We start from the raw sequence: 19,298 nt of genomic DNA on the forward strand, positions 1-19,298 counted from the left end.
CACCCATGAATATTCTTTCGGTTTCATCCGAAATTTATCCCCTGATCAAAACCGGGGGGCTCGCCGATGTTGCCGGCGCGCTTCCCATTGCTCTGGACGCCTTCGGCATTAAAACCCGAACGCTGATACCCGGATATCCGGCCGTCAAAAGCACGGTTAAAGATCCGGTCAAATGTTATGAATTCACCGATCTTCTGGGTGAAAAGGCCGATGTGCTGGAAGTTCATCACGAAGGCCTCGACCTGCTGATCCTCGATGCCCCGGCCTATTATGAACGCTCCGGCGGCCCCTATCTCGACCAGACCGGCAAAGACTACCCGGACAACTGGAAACGCTTTGCTGCATTGTCGCTTGCGGCCGCCCGGATTGGCGCCGGAGAGATTCCCGGCTGGCGTCCTGACCTTCTGCACGCTCACGACTGGCAAGCCGCGATGGCGCCGGTCTATATGCGCTACGCCGAAACGCCTGAAATTCCGAGCCTGCTGACAATCCACAACATCGCATTTCAAGGTCAGTTCGGCGCCAACATCTTCAGCCAGCTCGGTCTGCCTGTGCATGCCTTCGGCGTCGACGGCATCGAATATTATAATGACGTCAGCTTCCTGAAAGGCGGTTTGCAGGCCGCCACCGCCCTCAGCACCGTAAGCCCGTCCTATGCGGAAGAAATACTGACGCCGCAATTTGGGATGGGGCTGGAAGGCGTTATCGCCAGTCGCTCCCACGCACTACACGGCATAGTCAACGGCATCGATGCAGACGTCTGGAATCCGGCAACGGACCATCTGATCCACGATAATTACTCCGCCGCCAACCTTAAAAACCGTCAGCTCAACAAGCAGGCGGTGGCTGAACATTTCCGGATCGATCACGATGACAGCCCTCTCTTCTGCATCATCTCGCGCCTGACCTGGCAAAAGGGTCTGGACCTGATGGCGGAAGCTGTTGACGACATCGTGTCGCTTGGCGGACGCCTCGTCGTGCTTGGTGCCGGCGATGTCGCCCTCGAAGGCGCGCTCCTTGCTGCGGCGTCGCGCCATCGTGGCCGCGTTGGAGTTGCGATCGGCTATAACGAGCCCTTGTCCCATCTGATGCAGGCCGGCTGCGATGCGATCATCATTCCCTCACGCTTCGAGCCATGCGGACTGACCCAGCTTTACGCCCTTCGTTACGGCTGCATTCCGGTCGTGGCACGAACCGGTGGACTCGCCGACACAGTCATCGATGCCAACCATGCGGCTGTTGCCCAGAAGGCGGCGACGGGCGTGCAATTCTCTCCCATCACCCTGGATGGTCTGAGGCAGGCGATCCGCCGAACCGTCCGTTATTACCACGATCCGAAACTGTGGATGCAGATGCAGAAGCAGGGAATGAAATCCGATGTTTCCTGGGAAAAAAGCGCCGGCCTTTATGCCGCGCTTTACAACCAGCTTATCTCGAAAGGCCATTGAAACATGCTAACAACCGTCCAGACGACACCCTATCAGGACCAGAAGCCGGGGACATCCGGCCTGCGCAAGAAGGTGCCGGTCTTCGCTCAGGAAAATTACGCGGAAAACTTTATCCAGTCGATTTTCGATTCACTCGAAGGCTTTGAAGGCCAGGCGCTGGTGATCGGCGGCGACGGTCGCTACTATAACCGCGAAGTGATCCAGAAGGCGATCAAGATGGCCGCCGCCGCCGGCTTCGGCAAGGTTCTGGTTGGTCAGGGCGGCATTCTCTCGACGCCTGCGGCCTCCAACATCATTCGTAAATACAAGGCCTTCGGTGGTATCGTGCTTTCCGCCAGCCACAATCCGGGCGGACCAAACGAAGATTTCGGCATCAAGTACAACATTGGCAACGGTGGCCCGGCGCCAGAAAAGATCACCGATGCGATCTTTGCCCGTTCGAAAGTCATCGACAGCTACAAGATTTCAGATGCTGCGGATGTCGACCTCGACAAGATCGGCAGCTTCGAGGTCGAGGGCATGACCGTCGAGGTGATGGATTCGGTCGCCGACTACGCGCTCCTGATGGAAGAATTGTTTGACTTCGCCGCCATCCGCCAGCTTATCGCAGGCGGTTTCAAGGTGGTCGTCGATTCCATGAGCGCGGTTACCGGTCCTTATGCCGTCGAGATCATCGAGAAGCGCCTCGGTGCACCGAAAGGTTCCGTCCGTAATGAAATCCCGCTGCCGGATTTCGGCGGCCATCATCCAGACCCCAACCTCGTGCATGCCAAGGAACTTTACGACGACGTCATGAGCCCACAGGGCCCTGACTTCGGCGCGGCTTCCGATGGTGACGGCGACCGTAACATGGTCGTCGGCAAAGGCATGTTCGTCACGCCATCAGACTCACTTGCCATCATCGCGGCCAATGCCAGACTCGCGCCCGGTTATGCAGGGGGCATTTCCGGCATCGCGCGTTCAATGCCGACCAGCGCTGCAGCCGACCGGGTTGCCGAGAAGCTTGGATTGGGCATGTACGAGACCCCGACCGGCTGGAAGTTCTTCGGCAACCTTCTCGATGCGGGTAAAGTGACGGTTTGCGGTGAAGAAAGCTTCGGAACCGGCTCAAACCATGTTCGCGAAAAGGATGGTCTCTGGGCAGTGCTTTTCTGGCTGAATATCGTTGCCGCACGCAAAGAAAGCGTGAAGGACATCGTCACGAAGCATTGGGCAGAGTACGGCCGAAACTACTATTCCCGCCACGACTATGAAGAAGTCGATTCCGACGCGGCCAACACGCTGGTTGCGACGCTGCGCGAAAAACTCGCAACGCTTCCGGGCACCAGCTACGGAAATCTGAAGGTCAAGGCGGCCGACGACTTCGCCTATCATGATCCAGTCGATCAGTCGGTCAGCAAGAACCAGGGCATCCGCATCCTGTTCGAAGGTGGCTCTCGCATCGTGTTGCGCCTCTCCGGCACGGGCACGGCGGGTGCAACCTTGCGTCTATATGTCGAACGTTACGAACCGGACGCGGCACGCCATGGCATCGAAACGCAGGAGGCACTGGCTGACCTGATTACCGTCGCCGATACGATTGCTGGCATCAAGGCGCATACCGGTCGCGACGCCCCAAGCGTGATTACCTGAAGACGACCTGAGCGTCCTCAATTTCCTCCCTCCTTTCGGGGGGAGGAGACATCCATCGCCCGGAGAATATGACCATGCAGAAATCGGCCGTTTTCCATCAAGGCGTTCATCTGACGGAAGACGGAGCTGAATTCAGGGTCTATTCCCGACATGCCTCACAGATCGAACTTTGTCTGTTCGATGAGACCGGCAACACGGAGACGGGCCGGCTGCCGATGAGGCGGGGCGAAAACGATCTACACCAGCTTTTTGTGGCCGATTCCCAACCGGGTTTGCGTTACGGCTACCGTGCTCACGGCGTTTACGCACCCGACCACGGTTTGTGGTTCGATTCGTCGAAACTGCTGCTCGATCCGTCCGCGACGGAGATCGATCGCCCTTTCCGTCATGACCCCGCCCTTTATGCGTTTGGACAAGACACGGCGTCGGTGATGCCCAAGGCAATTCTTGCCCTCCATGAACCGGTGAAACGCAAAGCGGTGCATTTTTCACCGGGCGGACTGATCTACGAGCTGTCCGTCAAAGCCTTTACAGCGCTCCATCCAGATGTGCCCAAGGCAAAACGCGGCACGATTGCGGCCCTCGCCCACCCAGCCATCATTGCCCATTTGAAGAGGATTGGTGTCGACGCCATCGAGCTGATGCCGATCACCGCCTGGATTGACGAGCGGCATCTGCCCCCACTCGGCCTTGCAAACGCCTGGGGTTATAACCCTGTGGGGTTCATGGCAATCGACCCTCGCCTCTGCCCCGGCGGTGTGCAGGAGTTGCACGATACGGTCGCTGTACTGCATGGCGAAGGGATCGGCGTTATCCTCGATCTTGTCTTCAATCATACCGGCGAGAGTGACCGCCTTGGCGCGACACTCTCGTTGCGCGGCCTAGACAATCTCACGGCCTTTCGCCATCTGCCTGACGATCCTGGTACACTGGTGAACGATACCGGCACAGGTAACACGGTCGCCTGCGACGATCCCTCCATCCGTCAACTCATCGTGGACACGTTGAGGCATTTCGTCCTGAATGCCGGCATAGATGGTTTCCGGTTTGACCTGGCGCCAGTTCTTGGGAGAACGGCCAAGGGCTTTGATATGGCAAGCGCAACGCTCGCCGCCATGCATTCGGACGCGGCGCTTCACGACCGGCTGCTGATTGCCGAACCTTGGGACATCGGGCCCGGTGGCTATCAGCTTGGCAACTTCCCGGAGAGTTTTCTGGAATGGAACGACAGGGCGCGTGACGATATGCGCCGTTATTGGCGCGGCGATCTTTCCACGACCGGCGCAGTAGCCGATGCACTGTCTGGCTCTTCCCACATTTTTTCCCGCCATAACCGGACAAAAACCCGCAGCGTCAATTTCCTTGCAGCCCACGATGGTTTCACGCTGTTCGATCTCGTCAGCCACGAAAACAAGCACAATGAGGCCAACGGCGAAGGCAATCGCGATGGCCATAACGAAAACTATTCCTGGAACAATGGTTTCGAAGGACTAAGCAACGATCCGCAGGTTCGTGATGCGCGCATCCGAGATGTAAAGGCTCTCCTCTCCACACTCTTTGTCAGCCGTGGCGCAATCATGCTCACCGCCGGTGATGAGGGTGGACGCAGTCAGCACGGCAACAACAATGCCTATTGTCAGGACAACAATATCACCTGGGTCGATTGGGCGTCGCTTAACCCTGAGCTGATTGATCACACGGCGTTTATTTCAGCTCTTCGCAAACGGTTTTCCGTATTCGCCGACACGGATTTCTTTAGCGGCTATGGCGATGTTTCGTGGTTGGCCGCAACTGGGGAGACAATGTCCGTTGCGGATTGGGAAAATCCGCAGGGCCCAGCCTTTGCCATGGTGCTCTCCTCGATCGATCGCGAAACAGACGCGGAGTGCGAACTCGCCGTGCTGATCAATCGCAGCCGGGAGATCGTGCCGTTCACGTTGCAAGGTGATGGTTGGCGCGCCATCGGCACGGATTTTGGCAATCCTGCCTTCCTGCCCGCTCGTTCGGTTGTGTTTTATCTGCGTAGTTGATCGGCAACCCCGCCAACCTCTATAACCGTGACAACAAACCGGCGTAAAAGAGGAAACATGGCCAAGGACATAGCGCTTGCGGAGATGAAGAATTTTGTCGGCACCGAAATTGGTGTTTCCGACTGGATCACGGTCGATCAGAGGATGATCGATGCCTTCGGAAAAGCGACACTCGATGAGCAGTTCATCCATACGGACCCGGAACGGGCAAAAGCAGAGAGCCCCTTCGGTGGCACGATTGCGCACGGGTTTCTCACGCTCTCGCTGCTTTCAGCGATGAATTATGATGCGTTGCCGCGCATCCGCGAGCAGACGATGGGCATTAATTACGGCTTCGACAAGATCAGTTTTGTCTCGCCAGTCAAAAGCGGGGCACGCATCCGCGGCCGTTTCACCCTTGCTGAAGCCCGCTTTCGCGGCGCTGCCATGCTGATGACCACTTATGACGTTACTGTGGAAATCGAAAACGAGAAGAAACCGGCACTGACTGCGCGATGGACGACGATCACTCAGTTTGATCCAAAAGACCGGCCGGACGACGCCTGACGCAGGCGAGATGGAACACGGAACCAACGGAGGTCGCTATGCGATTTGCCTATCTGATAGAGCCTCCGTTCAACTACCTGTCTGACAATGGGGACGTTACCGGCTGTTATGTGGAACTGATCCGCACAGTTCTGAACACGCTCGGGATAGACACTATCGAGTTCATCGAAACCGAAGATCGAACCTCTCACCGCCATCGCGATGGATGACGAGGATGCCCTCTGGGATACATGTGAAAGCGCTCTACGGTTTCACGCCCCCTTTATTCTCGATCGCCTGAAATCTCCACCACAAACGAACGAAGTGCGCAGGTCAGCTGCGTTGCTTCCGGGCTTTTTCGAGATTGCGCGATTGACTGCCAAATCGTTGGTACTTTCCGAGGTCGGTGCCAGTGCGGGACTGAACCTGCAGTTCGACCGCTACCGTTACCGTCTCGGCGGGCTTGAATGGGGTGAAAACTCGGAGGTTGTTCTGATTCCGGAATGGCGAGGTCCATCGCCACGCATTGCCCCGATCACTATTCTCGAACGTGCGGGCTGTGACATCAGTCCGCTTGATCCCTCTTCCGATGAAGACCGGTTGCAACTGATGTCCTATATCTGGGCCGACCAGCCCGATCGGCTTGAACGCACCGCAAGTGCCTTGCGGATCGCCGTTAAAACCAGTGGAGGGATCGAAAAAGCCGACGCTTTGGATTGGCTCGAGCAACGACTTTCCAAATCGTTTCATGACGCAGCTCACGTGGTTTTTCATTCAATCGCCTGGCAATATCTGCCGGAAAAGCGAAAGCAGATCGGCGAAGACATGTTTGCAGCAGCCGGCGAACGCGCAACAGATGATGCGCCGCTGGCCCGTTTGCAGATGGAGGCCGACACCAGACGCGGCGGCGCCTCCTTGACACTGCAACTCTGGCCTTCAGGCGAAAAGCGTGAAATCGGTCGCGCCGATTTTCATGGGCGGTGGATCGACTGGCGTGGTTGGGGTGCCTGACGCGGCGGCATTAAACCACCACGTCCCCTGCCGCTTCCTGCAACAGACCGCCAACATATTCTGCAAAGGAACGCCAGCACTCAAGCCGAAACGTATCGTCCGCAACACGCAGCAAGACGATTTCAGCCTTGCCAAAAATGGTGCGTGAACAGGCGCCGACTGGGAAGACGTTCAATGACAGATCCTGCGGGCAACCGGCGTTGAGCGCCGCCTCGGCGCCTGGACCCGACACGATAATCGCAACATTGCGGTGAGAAATGTCCGTCGTCGAAAACAGGCCGGAAACCCCAGACAACACCGCTGTCAGATCGCTTTCAGCCTGATCGATCACCAGCCACTCATCTGGCCCAAGCCAGAGTGCCGAACGCAGGCCCGAAGTGGAAGACGTCTTGGACGTTTCCGGTAACGCAAGTCCCAACGCCTCCGACAGTGCCGCAACCGCTTCACTCTTCGCCCGAAGCGATATGCGGGATGCGGGAGCAGCCGGCTTCAGCGAAACGACGGGCGAACCACCGTGAAAATCCTCAAGCACGAGCTTGCGTTTTGCGTGATGCGTCTCAGCCATTGAGGCGGGCTCCTTCCTTGTCGAAGAACACCATATCGGTGACTTCTGCGGCAATCGTTTTATCGACCAACGGAATGTAGAGGGTCTCGCCTACACGCGCCCGTCCGTCTGCCACAAGCGCAAAGGCAATTGAGCGGCCGAGGTTTTCCGACCAGTAGGCGGAGGTCACATGTCCGAGCATAGTCATCGGCCTGGGCTGGTTCGGGTCAGCAACGATCTGTCCGCCTTCCTCCGGCACAATCTGCGGATCCTTTGTCAGAAGGCCAACCAGTTGCTTGCGTCCGGGACGCATAAGGTCGGGGCGTTTCAGGCCGCGTATACCGACGAAATCAGTCTTCTTCTTGGAAACCGCCCATCCGAGACCGGCATCGTCAGGTGTAACCGTGCCATCCGTATCCTGACCGACAATGATGTAGCCCTTCTCGGCACGCAGGATATGCATGGTTTCAGTACCGTAGAGGCAACCACCCATCGCTTCCGCACGTTCCCGGATCGTTTGCCACACTGCCGCACCATAATCGGCAGGCACGTTGATTTCGAACCCGAGTTCGCCAGTGAAGGAAACCCTGAAAAGCCGCGTTGGTACGCCACAGAATTTGCCTTCTGCCACCGCCATATGTGGGAAGGCCTCGGGCGATAGATCGATCCCCTCAACGAAGGGCGCTATAACATCGCGGGCTTTCGGGCCCTGCACGGCAATCACCGCCCACTGTTCGGTCGCAGACGTCAGCCACACATTCAGTTCCGGGAATTCCGTCTGCAGATAGTCTTCCATGTGTTGCAACACACGCGGTGCCCCACCTGTTGTCGTTGTCACATGGAAGCGGTCTTCGGCCAGACGCCCGACAACACCATCATCATAAACGAAGCCATCCTCACGGGTCATGATGCCATAACGGCACCGGCCTGGCTTCAGCGTGTCCCAGGCGTTGGTATAGATGAGATTGAGAAACTTTGCCGCATCAGGCCCAACCACCTCGATCTTGCCCAGTGTTGAAGCATCAAAGACGCCAACAGTCTCGCGCACTGTCTTGCACTCGCGATTGATCGCCTCATGGAGGTCTTCGCCCGCACGAGGGAAAAACCATGCGCGCTTCCAGTTGCCAACGTCCTCAAAGACGGCACCCGCCGCAGCCTCCTCATCATGCATCGGTGTCTTGCGGGTCGGATCGAACAGCGCGCCACGTGAATGATTGATGAGAGTACCAAAGGTTACCGGCGTGTATGGCTGACGAAACGTGGTGAGGCCAACCTTTGGCAAGTCTTTGCCCAGCGCTTCGGAGGCGATGGCAAGGCCGTGCATGTTGGAAAGCTTGCCCTGATCGGACGCCATGCCGTTTGTGGTGAACCGCTTGATGTGCTCGATGGAGTGCATGCCTTCGCGCACCGCAAGACGGATATCCTTGGCGCAAACGTCATGTTGGAAATCGATGAATGCCTTGACGCCCGTATCTTCACCAGCGCCCTCCGCAGCACCGATCATGCCGCCCGTCCAGCTTCGTGCATTCTGGCCGGAAAATTCTGCAGCACTGCCGCCTGCGGCAGAGGCTTCGGCAATCAACTCGTCCAGCTCGTCGGTCCCGGCACAGGCACCAATCGAAACGGATTGTGGAGCATGGATATCCGGCAGGAACCGCTGGTTCTCAACATCGAATTTCAGTTTTCCGCGCGATTGTGAGAAGAGATGGACAGAAGGCGTCCACCCGGCAGAAACCGCAAGCGCATCAATTGCAATCTTGCGTTTGTTCGATCCGCCGTTGCGACCAACCGTCATGGACGACACGCGCAAGCGCCCGGCCGTATCATAGACGCTGTGTCCCGCCAGCACCTCGATGCCCAATGCCCTCGCTTCTTCCAGAAGCTTCGGATCGGGGGCCTCACGGCAGTCAACGATAGCGGCAATCTTCACTCCCGCCTTTTTCAGATCGAATGCCGTCTCATAAGCGGAATCATGCGCGGTATAAACGCCAACGTTCTCGCCGATCGCCACACCGTAGTGATTGAGGTAGGTGCGTGCCGCCGACGCCAGCATGATACCAGGGCGGTCATTATTGGCGAACACCATGTGGCGTTCGATCGCGCCTGCGGCCAGTATGACCTTCTTGGCGCGGACTTGCCACAACCGCTCGCGCGGCTGGTGCCTCGCGGGAACGGCCAGATGATCTGTGACACGTTCCGCCAGAGCCAGAAAATTGTGGTTGTAATAACCGAACGCGGTGGTGCGGGTCAGAACACGCACATTCGGCATGGACTGGAGTTCGCCAAAAACCTTCTGCGCCCAGTCAAAGCCAGGCAAACCATCAATTACCGTTCCCGTATCGAAACGCAGCGCCCCGCCAACTTCCGCATTTTCATCCGCGAGGATGACGCTCGCACCCGTCTTTGCAGCAGCAAGCGCCGCTGTCAGGCCCGCGACACCGCCACCGGCAACCAGCACGTCGCAATGAGCATAACGGGATGAATAGTGATCCGCATCCGGCTCTGTCGGCGCATTGCCAAGACCGGCAGCACGACGGATCAGAGGTTCGTAAATCTTGTGCCAGGCAGCCTTCGGCCACATGAAGGTCTTGTAATAGAAGCCCGCTGCAAACATCGGTGAAAAGAAATCATTGATCGCCCCGACATCAAACGACAAAGATGGGAAGCGGTTCTGCGACGCGATGATGGCGCCATCGAAAACTTCCTGCACGGTCGCACGCACATTGGGCTGTTTGCGCAGGCTGTCGCGGGAAACATCGATCAGTGCATTCGGCTCTTCCGGACCTGCAGACAAAAAGCCGCGCGGACGGTGATATTTGAACGAACGGCCAATCAGGTGCACACCATTCGCCAGCAGCGCAGACGCAACCGTGTCGCCTTCCAACGCCTGATAGATCTTCCCGTCGAAGGTGAAGCGCGCAGTTCTGGCCGGCGTGAGACGACCTGCTCCCTTGATACGATAAGCGCCGCTCATTCGTGACTTCCCTTTTGCGCATTCAAAACCGTTTCCCGGTCCGGTTTCGGTTCGCCTGCCTTGTACGTCATGTAAAATCTGTCGCTGACCGTGTCTCGCGCAGCATTGAAGAAGCGACCGCAGCCATGAATGTGGCGCCAGCGCTCGAAAACCAGGCCCTTGTCATTGTCACGCATGAAGAAAAATTCCGCGAAAGCCTCGTCGGAAATATCGGCGATGTTTTCAGGTCGGGCGATATGGGCTTCACCCGCCCACCGGAACTCCAGCTCGGAGCGGTCTTCCCCGCAATAGGGGCAACGAATAAGAAGCATCTTGTTTTCCCCTTTGCTTCAATGCGCCACGGCAGCAGCCGCTGCCTCGTCGATAAGGCGGCCGGTCCGGAAACGGTCGAGCGTCAACCCGGCCGCGAGCCGGTGTGGCTCGCCACGTGCGATAAGATGCGCAAACAGGTGTGCTGAGCCAGGTGTTGCCTTGAAGCCACCCGTCCCCCAGCCGCAATTGACGAAAAGATTGGGCACCGGCGTCACGCTCTGGATCGCCGAGCGATCAGGTGTGTTGTCGGTGATACCGCCCCATTGACGCATCATTTTCACGCGCCGGAAGATGGGGAACAACTCGCAGATGGCATCGAGCGTGTGCGTGATGATCTGCAAGCCGCCTGTCTGGGAATAGGAGTTGTACTGGTCGGTGCCAGCGCCGATGACCAGTTCGCCCTTGTCCGACTGCGAGATATAGGCATGCACCGTATTTGACATGACGACACAGGGGAAAATCGGCTTCAAAGGCTCAGAAACCAGCGCCTGCAGCGGATTGGAGTGCAACGGCACCCGCACGTCCGCCATCGCCATAACGACAGAAGAGTGACCTGCAGCCGATACCCCGATCTTCTTTGCACCGATGAAGCCGCGATTGGTATCAACACCCGTTACGGCGCCATCCGGCCCACGGCGGATCGCAGTCACCTCACAGTTTTGAATGATGTGGACGCCGCGATCGGAGGCCGCACGGGCATAACCCCAGTTGACGGCATCATGACGTGCTGTTCCGCCGCGCCTCTGCAATGCTGCACCATTGATTGGATATCGGGCATTGCCGGAAATATCGAGTGGCGGGCAATATGCCTTGGCCTGCTCCGGTGTCAGCCATTCATTGTCTATTCCATAGAGCCGGTTGGCATTGATATGGCGTTTGAACGACTGCTGGTCGTGAATATTGTGCGACAGCATCATCACGCCGCGCGCCGAATACATCACATTGTAATTGAGATCCTGGCTCAGGCCTTCCCAAAGTTTCAGGGAATGCTCGTAGATGTCCATGCTCTCTTCATAAAGATAATTGGAGCGGATGATGGTGGTGTTGCGTCCACTGTTGCCGCCACCAAGCCAGCCTTTTTCAAGCACGGCGACATTGGTGATGCCATGCTCCTTGGCAAGGTAGTAGGCGGCACCAAGACCGTGACCGCCACCACCGATGATGATGACATCATATTCCTTGCGAGGTTCCGGCGACGCCCATTGCGCGTCCCAGCCCTTGTGGCCGCGCAGGGCCTCACGGGCCACGGCAAAAACGGAATATTTGCGCATTCGCAGACTGCTCCCAGACAAAACGATCGAAGGTCGGACACACCGGCCCGGCGATATCATACACATGACAAATCGAAATCGCAGGCAATATTCATTTTGCGACGCGACCATGCTTTTGTTTTGACATGCCTCGCTGAAGTGCCAAAAAGCCGCGTTTTCTGGCGCTTTTGGACTTATAGCTGGACTTAAGGTGAACTATCTGTTATACGCCCGCTCAATCGTACGGCCTTCGTGGCCAAACCAAACTTTTCTTGTTTGCGTGCGAATGTCCCAGATTCCCACAGCAACATAGCCAAAACCAAAGGAATGTGTTTCACGTGCAGGTACTAGTCCGCGATAATAACGTTGATCAGGCGCTCCGCGTTCTGAAGAAAAAGTTGCAGCGCGAAGGCGTTTTCCGTGAAATGAAGATGCGTGATCACTTTGAAAAGCCTTCAGAAAAGCGCGTTCGTGAAAAGGCTGAAGCGGTTCGCCGCGTTCGCAAGCTGGCACGCAAGCGTGCACAGCGCGAAGGTCTGGTTGCTGGCCGCTGATAGGCCGTCTTTTAGACGTTTTTGAGTGCTTGTTGGGCGGAGGCGATATTGTCGCCGCCGCTTTTTCTGTTTGAAGCCGGGGACGTCCAAAGAGACCGGCGTGCGAGGGAACCCATATCGAATGACCGCTGTTGATGCTTGTGTTGTGAAAAACTCCGATGTCTCCACGCACCGGGTGTCGATAAAGAACAACAAACGGTTCCGTTCCCCAGTCATTCTATGCGCCATGCTTGCAACCCTTGCAGGCTGCGCCACGTCCAAGCAGACGGAAGACGTATTCCGGATCGACCGCGCCCAGGGTTCGCAGGAAAACATCGCCTCGCTGACATCGGTCATCAACGCCAATCCGCAAGATCCGGAAGGCTACAACGTTCGTGGCTCGGCTTACGGCCGCTCCGGCGATTCGCGCCGCGCGATCGAGGACTTCAACAAGGCCCTCCAGCTCAACCCGCGCTTCTATCAGGCATATGCGAACCGCGCCCTTGTCTATCGTAACTCGGGACAGCAGCAGCAGGCCCTGCAGGATTACAATTCGGCGCTGCAGATCAATCCAAGCTATGACGTTGCCCTGATCGGACGCGGTAATCTCTATCGCCAGTCGGGACGTGTAAACGAGGCTTTCAACGATTTCTCGCGTGCAATCGAACTGGAAACGACCGACGGACGCGCCTGGCACAACCGCGGCTTGATCTATCAGCTTCGCAATCAGCACGCGCAGGCAATCGAGGACTTTTCCAAGGCCATCTCGTTGTCGTCGACGTCGCCGGAGCCTTACAACGGCCGTGGCCTTTCCTACGTTGCACTCAATGACGACGAAAATGCTTTCGCCGATTTCAACCACGCCATTTCTCTGGACGACAAGATAGCCGAATCCTGGGCTAACCAGGCACTGGTCTACGAACGCCGCGGCGAGACTGCCAAGGCTGCCAAGTCTTATTCCCATGCCGCACGTCTTGACCCGAAGTACAAACCGGCTCTCGACGGCATTGCGCGTACGCGCGGCGCGTCCTGATATCTACGAAAACCAACAAAAAAGCCCGGAACGATATTCCGGGCTTTTTTGTTTGAATACTGTCGAATATCCGCCGATGGGCTCGAGGCGCGGATTGGACCTCAGTTGCTGTCGCGACGCGCTTCCGGTGCCAGTACATTGGCCCAAAGCTCAGCCTGAACGGCCTCCTGGAATTCCATGATTTCCTGACGCATCGCGGCATCCTCATAGCCGATCCGGGTCAGGTGCGCGGCGAGTTCCCGGCACTCGTTTCGCCAGAAATCATTGGCTTCCGCCCCGTGCAGACGATCGAGCATAACAGCACAGCGTTTTACATCAGCAATGCGATTTTTGGCCGGGAAGGCGATTATTTCCGAATTCGTCGTCACGCGGGCACCTACTCTTCGAGGAATCAATCCCGACTTTTTAAAGGCGATATGGTTAACGAAGTCTGGAGGCAGCCGCGAAAGGTTGAAATGCGTGGCTTCTGCAGGTGCAGCTTCGCCTAAACGTTTCATTTTCGACCGGATTTTTACATTTTGAGGTTCCGGCCTCGGCGCGAAATTAACGGCCGGACAAAGCACATCGCCGACCGTTACGTTTGAATTTACCAATTCACATTACCAAAATTTCATGCCCCCGAAGATAGAAGAAGTATAAGTGTGTTGAAACAGCACCTGTCTCATCGTATATTTCAGTCAAGAAAAGCCATGAAATCTCGCAGCCAAAAACGGAGCAATCGTTCTCGGGAGGAGAGCACCATGTATGCACCGCGTGTTTTCGTCAGCATGATCGGTGCCTTGCTCGTCTTTGCGGTTGCGACCTACTTCATTCATGGCTCGTTTTATACGGCGTTTATTCAAACCCTGATTGCTGCCGTTGTTCTTCAAGTCGGCTACTTCGTCGGTATTCTTGTTCTTGTCGCGCGTGAAAAAAAGCAGCTCCGAGACTCCTCTCCTTTTCAGAGAGAACGAAGTGCTGAAAACGCGTCTTCAGACAGCATCAAGGGTGTTCCACATTCTGGCGCCAAATTGACGGACATGTAGCTCCGCTCTGAACCATTCAGCCCCCTCTCTAAACTCACCCCTAATTTTTTATCGGTTGCATCCATACCCCTGACACTTTCTGCTGGCCAAGTCCTCACCACAACGCAGAAGCAGAAGGGTATGAAATGGCCAACGGTTCCCAGTCCATTTGCGTCATTATCGCTGCGAAGAACGCGGCCGACACGATTGCCATTGCTATCCGCTCAGCTCTTGCCGAGTCGGAAGTGGCTGAGGTTGTGGTGATAGACGATGGATCTTCCGATAAAACCAGTGATGTGGCCCATGCCACGGACGATGGCACCGGCCGCCTGAAGGTTTCGCGATTCGACACCAATCGTGGCCCGTCGGCTGCGCGCAACCATGCGATCTCCATTTCCTCTGCACCGCTTATCAGCATTCTCGATGCCGACGATTTCTTCTTCAAAGGCCGGTTTGCCGCCATGCTGGCCGAAGATGACTGGGACATGGTTGCTGACAACATCGCCTTCATTCAGCAGACAGTCGCCGGTGCATCCTCGATGGTTCCAGAAAGCTTCGAGCCGCAGTCGCATTTTTTGTCGCTGAAGGAGTTCGTTGAAGGCAACATATCCAGGCCCGGTGTCGAACGCGGCGAAACCGGCTTCCTGAAACCGGTCATACGCAGGTCGTTTCTCGACAGGAATGCGTTGCGTTACGATGAAGGCATGCGTCTCGGCGAAGATTATGAGCTCTATGTCAGAGCCCTTGCCGCCGGCGCCCGTTACAAGGTGATCCGTCACTGCGGTTATGGCGCAATCGTACGCGGCAACTCTCTGAGTGGCCGACATCGCACGGAGGATTTGCGTCTGCTATACGAGGCCGACAGGGCTATCCTTGCCGCCGCCAATCTTTCTGCCGCAGAAAAAGCTGTTCTGCGCGAGCATGAGAGGCATATTCGCAGCAAGTTTGAGCTGCGCCATTTCCTAGACACGAAAAAGCAGAAGGGCATGGGTGGAGCGCTTGGCCATGCGCTCAGCCGTTTGCCTGCCGTCCCCGCCATCACAAGCGGCATCTGGAAGGACAAGACGGCGCGGTTCCGCCGATCCCCGCAACAGGTCAGCGACATTCGATACCTGCTGACCGGAACCCCCATATCCTGACGCGATAAAGCCGGTGGTTACCCCACCGGCTTTTTCTTTGATTCCTACAGACGAATTTAAAGATAATCGCGCTTGATCGTTTCGAGCACCGCTGCAAAACGCTCCTTGCGTTCCTCCAGCCTGCCATCGGGACTAAGACGAGGTTCCGCCCGGCTGGCCTGCCAGAGCGCCAGCGTCGAGGGTGCGGCAAGCACCTGCTTGGCTAGCTTGCGGAGCGGTTTCTGCGCCGGCTGCTCGCGCACCAGCACATCACCCTCATCCCTAACCGCAACATCGTGCTCAACGACGGCAACCGGCGCTGGCGGTGGGAAATTCATGCCCCAGAAACGTGACCCCTTTTTGGCTGCCTCGGCACGTGTCGACACCGGCACATAACGCGGCTCGTATTTGACATCGACGGTGCCTGCCCAATCGCTCCATTTGAAGCTGTTGATCGAAGTCGATGTCGTGACGGCGACCCACGGCACACGGAAGGCATCGGCAAGGATCGCGCCATGCATCGATTCGGCCACGATGAATTCAGACTGTGCGATGGCGCGGATGACCGACTTCGCCTCGCCACGTGGATCGAGATAGGTCAGGCCAGCAGGTTCGCATACCGTTTCCCACATGCCGAACTCCGCCGATTCCCAATGCGGAACGAAGGTTTTCTTGTACACCTTGGGCAGACCTTTGAAGTCAGGCATCTCGGTGACCATGACAGCCGGATCGACAATGCCCATTTCAGGAGCGAGACCGAGCTTTGCAGCGGTTTTTTCGCCGCGCACGCAACGAATGTCCCACAGCCCCGTACTGACATCTGGCACCGCGCCATACCCATATCCGCTGCCAATAACGAGCTTGCGCTGTCTGGTCGGTAGCAGGACATCGTTTAACACGGTGCCGACACCGACAAGCAGAACGTCGTCATGAACGTCGCGCAGGCCGGGAAGCAGGAAATCCCAGAGCCAGAGATTGAGATCGTCACCGAAATTGCCGTGATGCGATTCCCAGTGGTAAGGTTTCATGAGGTTACTCCTCGATAAAAAACATATAAATTCTTACGGGCGAAAATTCACTCAGCGAGAACCGACAATTTTGCCCGCTCCAAGCTGAAACGCGGCCCGAAGAATTGCCGGATCGCGGATCGCCCACTTCAGAAGCAACCCGAATTCGGGAACTTTGCGCTGTTTCAGTTTGCCTGCCTGGCTCCAGAGCGCCTGTTTGCGTGCCGTGTTTTTATAGGAAGCGATCGAGGCAACGTCATCAGGGCGTCGGGAAAAACGACCCTCCAGCGTGTCGAGCGCAACCCATGTATTGAACTGCTGCCGCAGAAATTCCGGTGAGGTGTTGTCGATGCTGTGGAAGATATTGACGCCCATACCACGCATTGCGCCAGCATCGTCACACAACAGTGTGCGTTGCGATGCCAGGATGCAATCGCAGAAAAACAGCACGTCTTCAGCCGCCAGCCTGAGCGCCGGATCGAAACGGATGTTTTCGAAAAGCCGCCGACCGATGACCATGCAGGAAAGATGCAGGAAGCTCCAGTTCCGCAGCATGACACTCGCAAGATCGGGTAGCTCGATCAGCAATGGCCGCTCCGAAAGACGCGCCGCACCTTCATTTTTCTCCAGCTCGGAAATGGCGAAATGGTAATAAAATTCGTCACTTGCCTGCATGGAAGCCCAATAGCATTCGCCCTCATATGTATCGAGCGCGTGGGCTGCATTCTTCAGATGATCTGGTATCCAGATGTCGTCGGAATCAAGAAATGCAACATAGGCACTTGCCGCCGGAACATTATCCAGGCCAGTGTTGCGTGCACCGCCAGGGCCGGCATTCGCCTGCTTGATGACGGTGATCCGGTCCTGCTCGGCTGTCGTGAGATCAGCGAGTTCGTTTTCTATCGGGTATGGCGACTCGTCATCGACGATGACAAGATCGAAGTCCTGATAGGTCTGCGCAAACACCGATGCCAGGGCGCGACCCAGGACTCCATGCTGCTTTTGATAATAGGGAATAACGACTGTAAATCTTGCCATTGTTTCGCCCCTTGCGTTGATCAAGAAGTTTCGGGTCCGATTGTTCAGCGGACCCGATGGTATCGGCAACTCCCAACCGGCTTTCCTCCCTCGCCGGCCTCCAGAAACAGGATGCACGTATGCCCCCAGCTCCAAATATAAAATCTATCACCACGAATGTCGGATGGAGCGTCCTGTCAAAAACAGGGACATTCGGGCTTAAATTTGTCACGGTTCCCATTCTGGCGCGATTGCTGTCGCCCGAAGAATTCGGCGTTGTTGCTGTCGGCTTAACCGTCGTACAATTTCTGACCATGATAGCCGGAGCGGGGCTGACCTCCGCTCTGATCGTCGAAAAAGAAGAGGATATGGACACGATCCATACCGTCTTCTGGGCCAATCTCGCCATTTCCTGCACCATGGCTGCCATCCTATACACCTGGGCAGAGTTCTTCGGCGGACTGCTCGGCGCCGTGGAAAGTGCTTATCTGCTGCGCATCATGGCCTTTCTCATTCCGCTGCAATTGGCGGGCGATGTCGCTTATTCGCTTCTTGCCCGGCGCATGAATTTCAGCAAGGACGCCGTCTGGAGCATGCTTTCGGAAAGCATTGCTGCGGTGGTTGCCGTGGCTCTCGCTTTCATGGGTTTTGGCGTCTGGGCGCTGATCATCCAGCTTTTTGCCGCTGCCCTGATACGACTGATCGGCCTTTACGCCGTGTCGCATTATTGCCCACGCTTTGTCATGAAACCACGTCGACTGGTGCCGCTTCTTGGTTTCAGCTCTGGTCTGATGGGCTCCGAAATCGCCAATTTCGTCACCTTTCAGTCGCCGATGGTCATCATTGCCAGACATCTCGGGCTTGCCGACGCGGGCGCATATTCTGCTTCCAACCGGTTTGCCAGCATACCCAACCAGGTCGTGTTGTCTGCCGTCATGGGCGTGCTTTTTCCGGCTTTCAGTCGAATGATGGACGACCCGCAGCGGCGGCGCGATGCGCTGATGTTCAGCACGCAGGTGCTGACCGTGCTGCTCGCCCCCATGATGTTCGGTCTTTGGGCTGTCGCCGAACCCGCCATGCTGGTGATCTTCGGCCCGAACTGGGCTTATGCCTGGCCCGTCCTTGGACTGCTGGCCCTTTCGAAGGCAATCCTGACGCCCTGCAGCACTTTCATTCCCTATCTGAAAGGCGCCGGGTACGGACGTGTCCTGTTCTGGTCGGCGACGATTCGCGCCATTGTCACCACTGCGGCGGTCTGGATCGCAGCACTTTACGGCACCCTGATCGACGCCATGGTCTGGCTTTGCATTGTCAACGCCGTCACCCTCGTCGCCTATTCCTGGGCGGTCTTCAAGGCCAGCGACACCCCGTTTTTCAGCGGCCTTTATGTCAGCAGCAGGCCGATGATCTCGGCGCTGGTGATGGCGATTTGTGTGCGTTATCTGCTTGAGTTTATGGGTGATCGCATTCAGGGCGCGACCCTGCAGGTTCTCGTCGGCGCGGCCGCAGGCGGGCTGATCTACGGTGTCCTCGTTATCCTGACAGAACGAGCCTTGCTGCAAAAAATTCTCGGCATGGTCAAAGCGCGACGTACGCGAGAACCCGCAACCCAGAGTTAAAAACAGCATCTTGCCTGCGCCCCATTTTCGCCGCGAACACCCCCTGTTCGCGGCGCACGCCTTCACAGAAGCGTGACGAAACAGGTGTGTTTTTTGCATTGCAACATTATGACGGATGATAATTCATTGCGCGACAGCAATTTTCGACCTGTAATAAAAATAAAAACAAAACGTTTTAATTCAGATACTTAATATCATTTTTCCTATAAAAATCGGAAAAAGACAGACAATTACCCACAAA

The 19,298-nt window shown here is 56.6% G+C and carries 17 protein-coding genes and 1 pseudogene; 11 read left to right on the forward strand and 7 right to left on the reverse strand.

The window, feature by feature from the left end; all coding sequences use genetic code 11:
* Window positions 1–5 precede the first annotated feature (5 nt).
* The 6 genes and pseudogenes from glgA to HWX89_RS08030 form a co-directional block, all read left to right on the forward strand.
* The gene (gene glgA, locus HWX89_RS08005; protein ID WP_138792018.1) at window positions 6–1,448 is read left to right on the forward strand and encodes a glycogen synthase GlgA; all 1,443 of its coding nucleotides are present in this window, start codon (window positions 6–8) and stop codon (window positions 1,446–1,448) included.
* Between the two features lie 3 nt (window positions 1,449–1,451).
* Window positions 1,452–3,080 (forward strand): alpha-D-glucose phosphate-specific phosphoglucomutase, encoded by a 1,629-nt coding sequence (locus tag HWX89_RS08010; RefSeq protein WP_138792017.1) that lies wholly within the window; start codon window positions 1,452–1,454, stop codon window positions 3,078–3,080.
* A gap of 74 nt (window positions 3,081–3,154) precedes the next feature.
* Window positions 3,155–5,110, forward strand: a complete 1,956-nt coding sequence (gene glgX / locus HWX89_RS08015; protein WP_138792016.1) for a glycogen debranching protein GlgX — start codon at window positions 3,155–3,157, stop codon at window positions 5,108–5,110.
* A 57-nt stretch (window positions 5,111–5,167) separates the two neighbouring features.
* A complete protein-coding gene (locus tag HWX89_RS08020) occupies window positions 5,168–5,656 on the forward strand; it encodes a MaoC family dehydratase (RefSeq protein WP_138792015.1) in 489 nt (162 codons plus the stop codon).
* Window positions 5,657–5,694: 38 nt separating this feature from the next.
* The gene (locus HWX89_RS08025) at window positions 5,695–5,865 is read left to right on the forward strand and encodes a hypothetical protein (RefSeq protein ID WP_178340661.1); all 171 of its coding nucleotides are present in this window, start codon (window positions 5,695–5,697) and stop codon (window positions 5,863–5,865) included.
* Window positions 5,831–6,646: pseudogene (locus tag HWX89_RS08030) on the forward strand (DUF2332 domain-containing protein); the annotation flags it as partial. The gene HWX89_RS08025 and the pseudogene HWX89_RS08030, both read left to right, overlap by 35 nt.
* Window positions 6,647–6,656: 10 nt before the next feature.
* On the opposite strand, the gene HWX89_RS08035 reads toward HWX89_RS08030, so the two are convergent.
* The 4 genes from HWX89_RS08035 to HWX89_RS08050 are packed head-to-tail and all read right to left on the reverse strand — an operon-like array spanning window position 6,657 to window position 11,747.
* The gene (locus HWX89_RS08035; protein ID WP_138792013.1) at window positions 6,657–7,211 is read right to left on the reverse strand and encodes a sarcosine oxidase subunit gamma; all 555 of its coding nucleotides are present in this window, start codon (window positions 7,209–7,211) and stop codon (window positions 6,657–6,659) included.
* On the reverse strand, window positions 7,204–10,164 hold the full coding sequence (locus HWX89_RS08040; protein WP_138792012.1) for a sarcosine oxidase subunit alpha: 2,961 nt from the start codon (window positions 10,162–10,164) through the stop codon (window positions 7,204–7,206). The genes HWX89_RS08035 and HWX89_RS08040 overlap by 8 nt, the downstream gene beginning before the upstream one ends.
* On the reverse strand, window positions 10,161–10,475 hold the full coding sequence (locus tag HWX89_RS08045) for a sarcosine oxidase subunit delta (RefSeq protein WP_138792011.1): 315 nt from the start codon (window positions 10,473–10,475) through the stop codon (window positions 10,161–10,163). The genes HWX89_RS08040 and HWX89_RS08045 overlap by 4 nt, the downstream gene beginning before the upstream one ends.
* 18 nt (window positions 10,476–10,493) lie before the next feature.
* Window positions 10,494–11,747: a sarcosine oxidase subunit beta family protein gene (locus HWX89_RS08050; RefSeq protein ID WP_138792010.1), complete on the reverse strand. Its 1,254-nt coding sequence runs from the start codon at window positions 11,745–11,747 to the stop codon at window positions 10,494–10,496.
* A 317-nt stretch (window positions 11,748–12,064) separates the two neighbouring features.
* On the opposite strand from HWX89_RS08050, the gene rpsU reads away from it, so the two are divergent.
* Both rpsU and HWX89_RS08060 read left to right on the forward strand, forming a co-directional pair.
* Window positions 12,065–12,280, forward strand: coding sequence for a 30S ribosomal protein S21 (gene rpsU, locus HWX89_RS26440; RefSeq protein WP_138792009.1), 216 nt, complete (start codon window positions 12,065–12,067; stop codon window positions 12,278–12,280).
* Between the two features lie 121 nt (window positions 12,281–12,401).
* A complete protein-coding gene (locus HWX89_RS08060) occupies window positions 12,402–13,292 on the forward strand; it encodes a tetratricopeptide repeat protein (protein WP_138792008.1) in 891 nt (296 codons plus the stop codon).
* A 101-nt stretch (window positions 13,293–13,393) separates the two neighbouring features.
* Here HWX89_RS08060 and HWX89_RS26250 read toward each other — a convergent pair whose 3' ends face one another.
* Window positions 13,394–13,885 (reverse strand): DUF6074 family protein, encoded by a 492-nt coding sequence (locus tag HWX89_RS26250; RefSeq protein WP_246705102.1) that lies wholly within the window; start codon window positions 13,883–13,885, stop codon window positions 13,394–13,396.
* A gap of 147 nt (window positions 13,886–14,032) precedes the next feature.
* On the opposite strand from HWX89_RS26250, the gene HWX89_RS08070 reads away from it, so the two are divergent.
* Window positions 14,033–14,317: an exopolysaccharide production repressor protein gene (locus tag HWX89_RS08070; RefSeq protein ID WP_138792007.1), complete on the forward strand. Its 285-nt coding sequence runs from the start codon at window positions 14,033–14,035 to the stop codon at window positions 14,315–14,317.
* Window positions 14,318–14,442: 125 nt separating this feature from the next.
* Entirely contained in the window at window positions 14,443–15,435 is a 993-nt protein-coding gene (locus HWX89_RS08075; RefSeq protein WP_138792006.1) for a glycosyltransferase family 2 protein, read from the forward strand.
* Window positions 15,436–15,491: 56 nt separating this feature from the next.
* Here HWX89_RS08075 and HWX89_RS08080 read toward each other — a convergent pair whose 3' ends face one another.
* Both HWX89_RS08080 and HWX89_RS08085 read right to left on the reverse strand, forming a co-directional pair.
* A complete protein-coding gene (locus HWX89_RS08080) occupies window positions 15,492–16,442 on the reverse strand; it encodes a polysaccharide pyruvyl transferase family protein (protein ID WP_138792005.1) in 951 nt (316 codons plus the stop codon).
* Between the two features lie 51 nt (window positions 16,443–16,493).
* Window positions 16,494–17,459 (reverse strand): glycosyltransferase family 2 protein, encoded by a 966-nt coding sequence (locus HWX89_RS08085; protein WP_138792004.1) that lies wholly within the window; start codon window positions 17,457–17,459, stop codon window positions 16,494–16,496.
* Between the two features lie 119 nt (window positions 17,460–17,578).
* Here HWX89_RS08085 and HWX89_RS08090 point away from each other — a divergent pair, with 119 nt between their 5' ends.
* Window positions 17,579–19,057 (forward strand): lipopolysaccharide biosynthesis protein, encoded by a 1,479-nt coding sequence (locus HWX89_RS08090; protein ID WP_138792003.1) that lies wholly within the window; start codon window positions 17,579–17,581, stop codon window positions 19,055–19,057.
* The last annotated feature ends 241 nt before the right edge of the window (window positions 19,058–19,298 follow it).

Origin of the sequence: Rhizobium sp. RM, from assembly GCF_013390595.1 — a bacterium.
In the GTDB taxonomy this organism is placed as follows: domain Bacteria; phylum Pseudomonadota; class Alphaproteobacteria; order Rhizobiales; family Rhizobiaceae; genus Agrobacterium.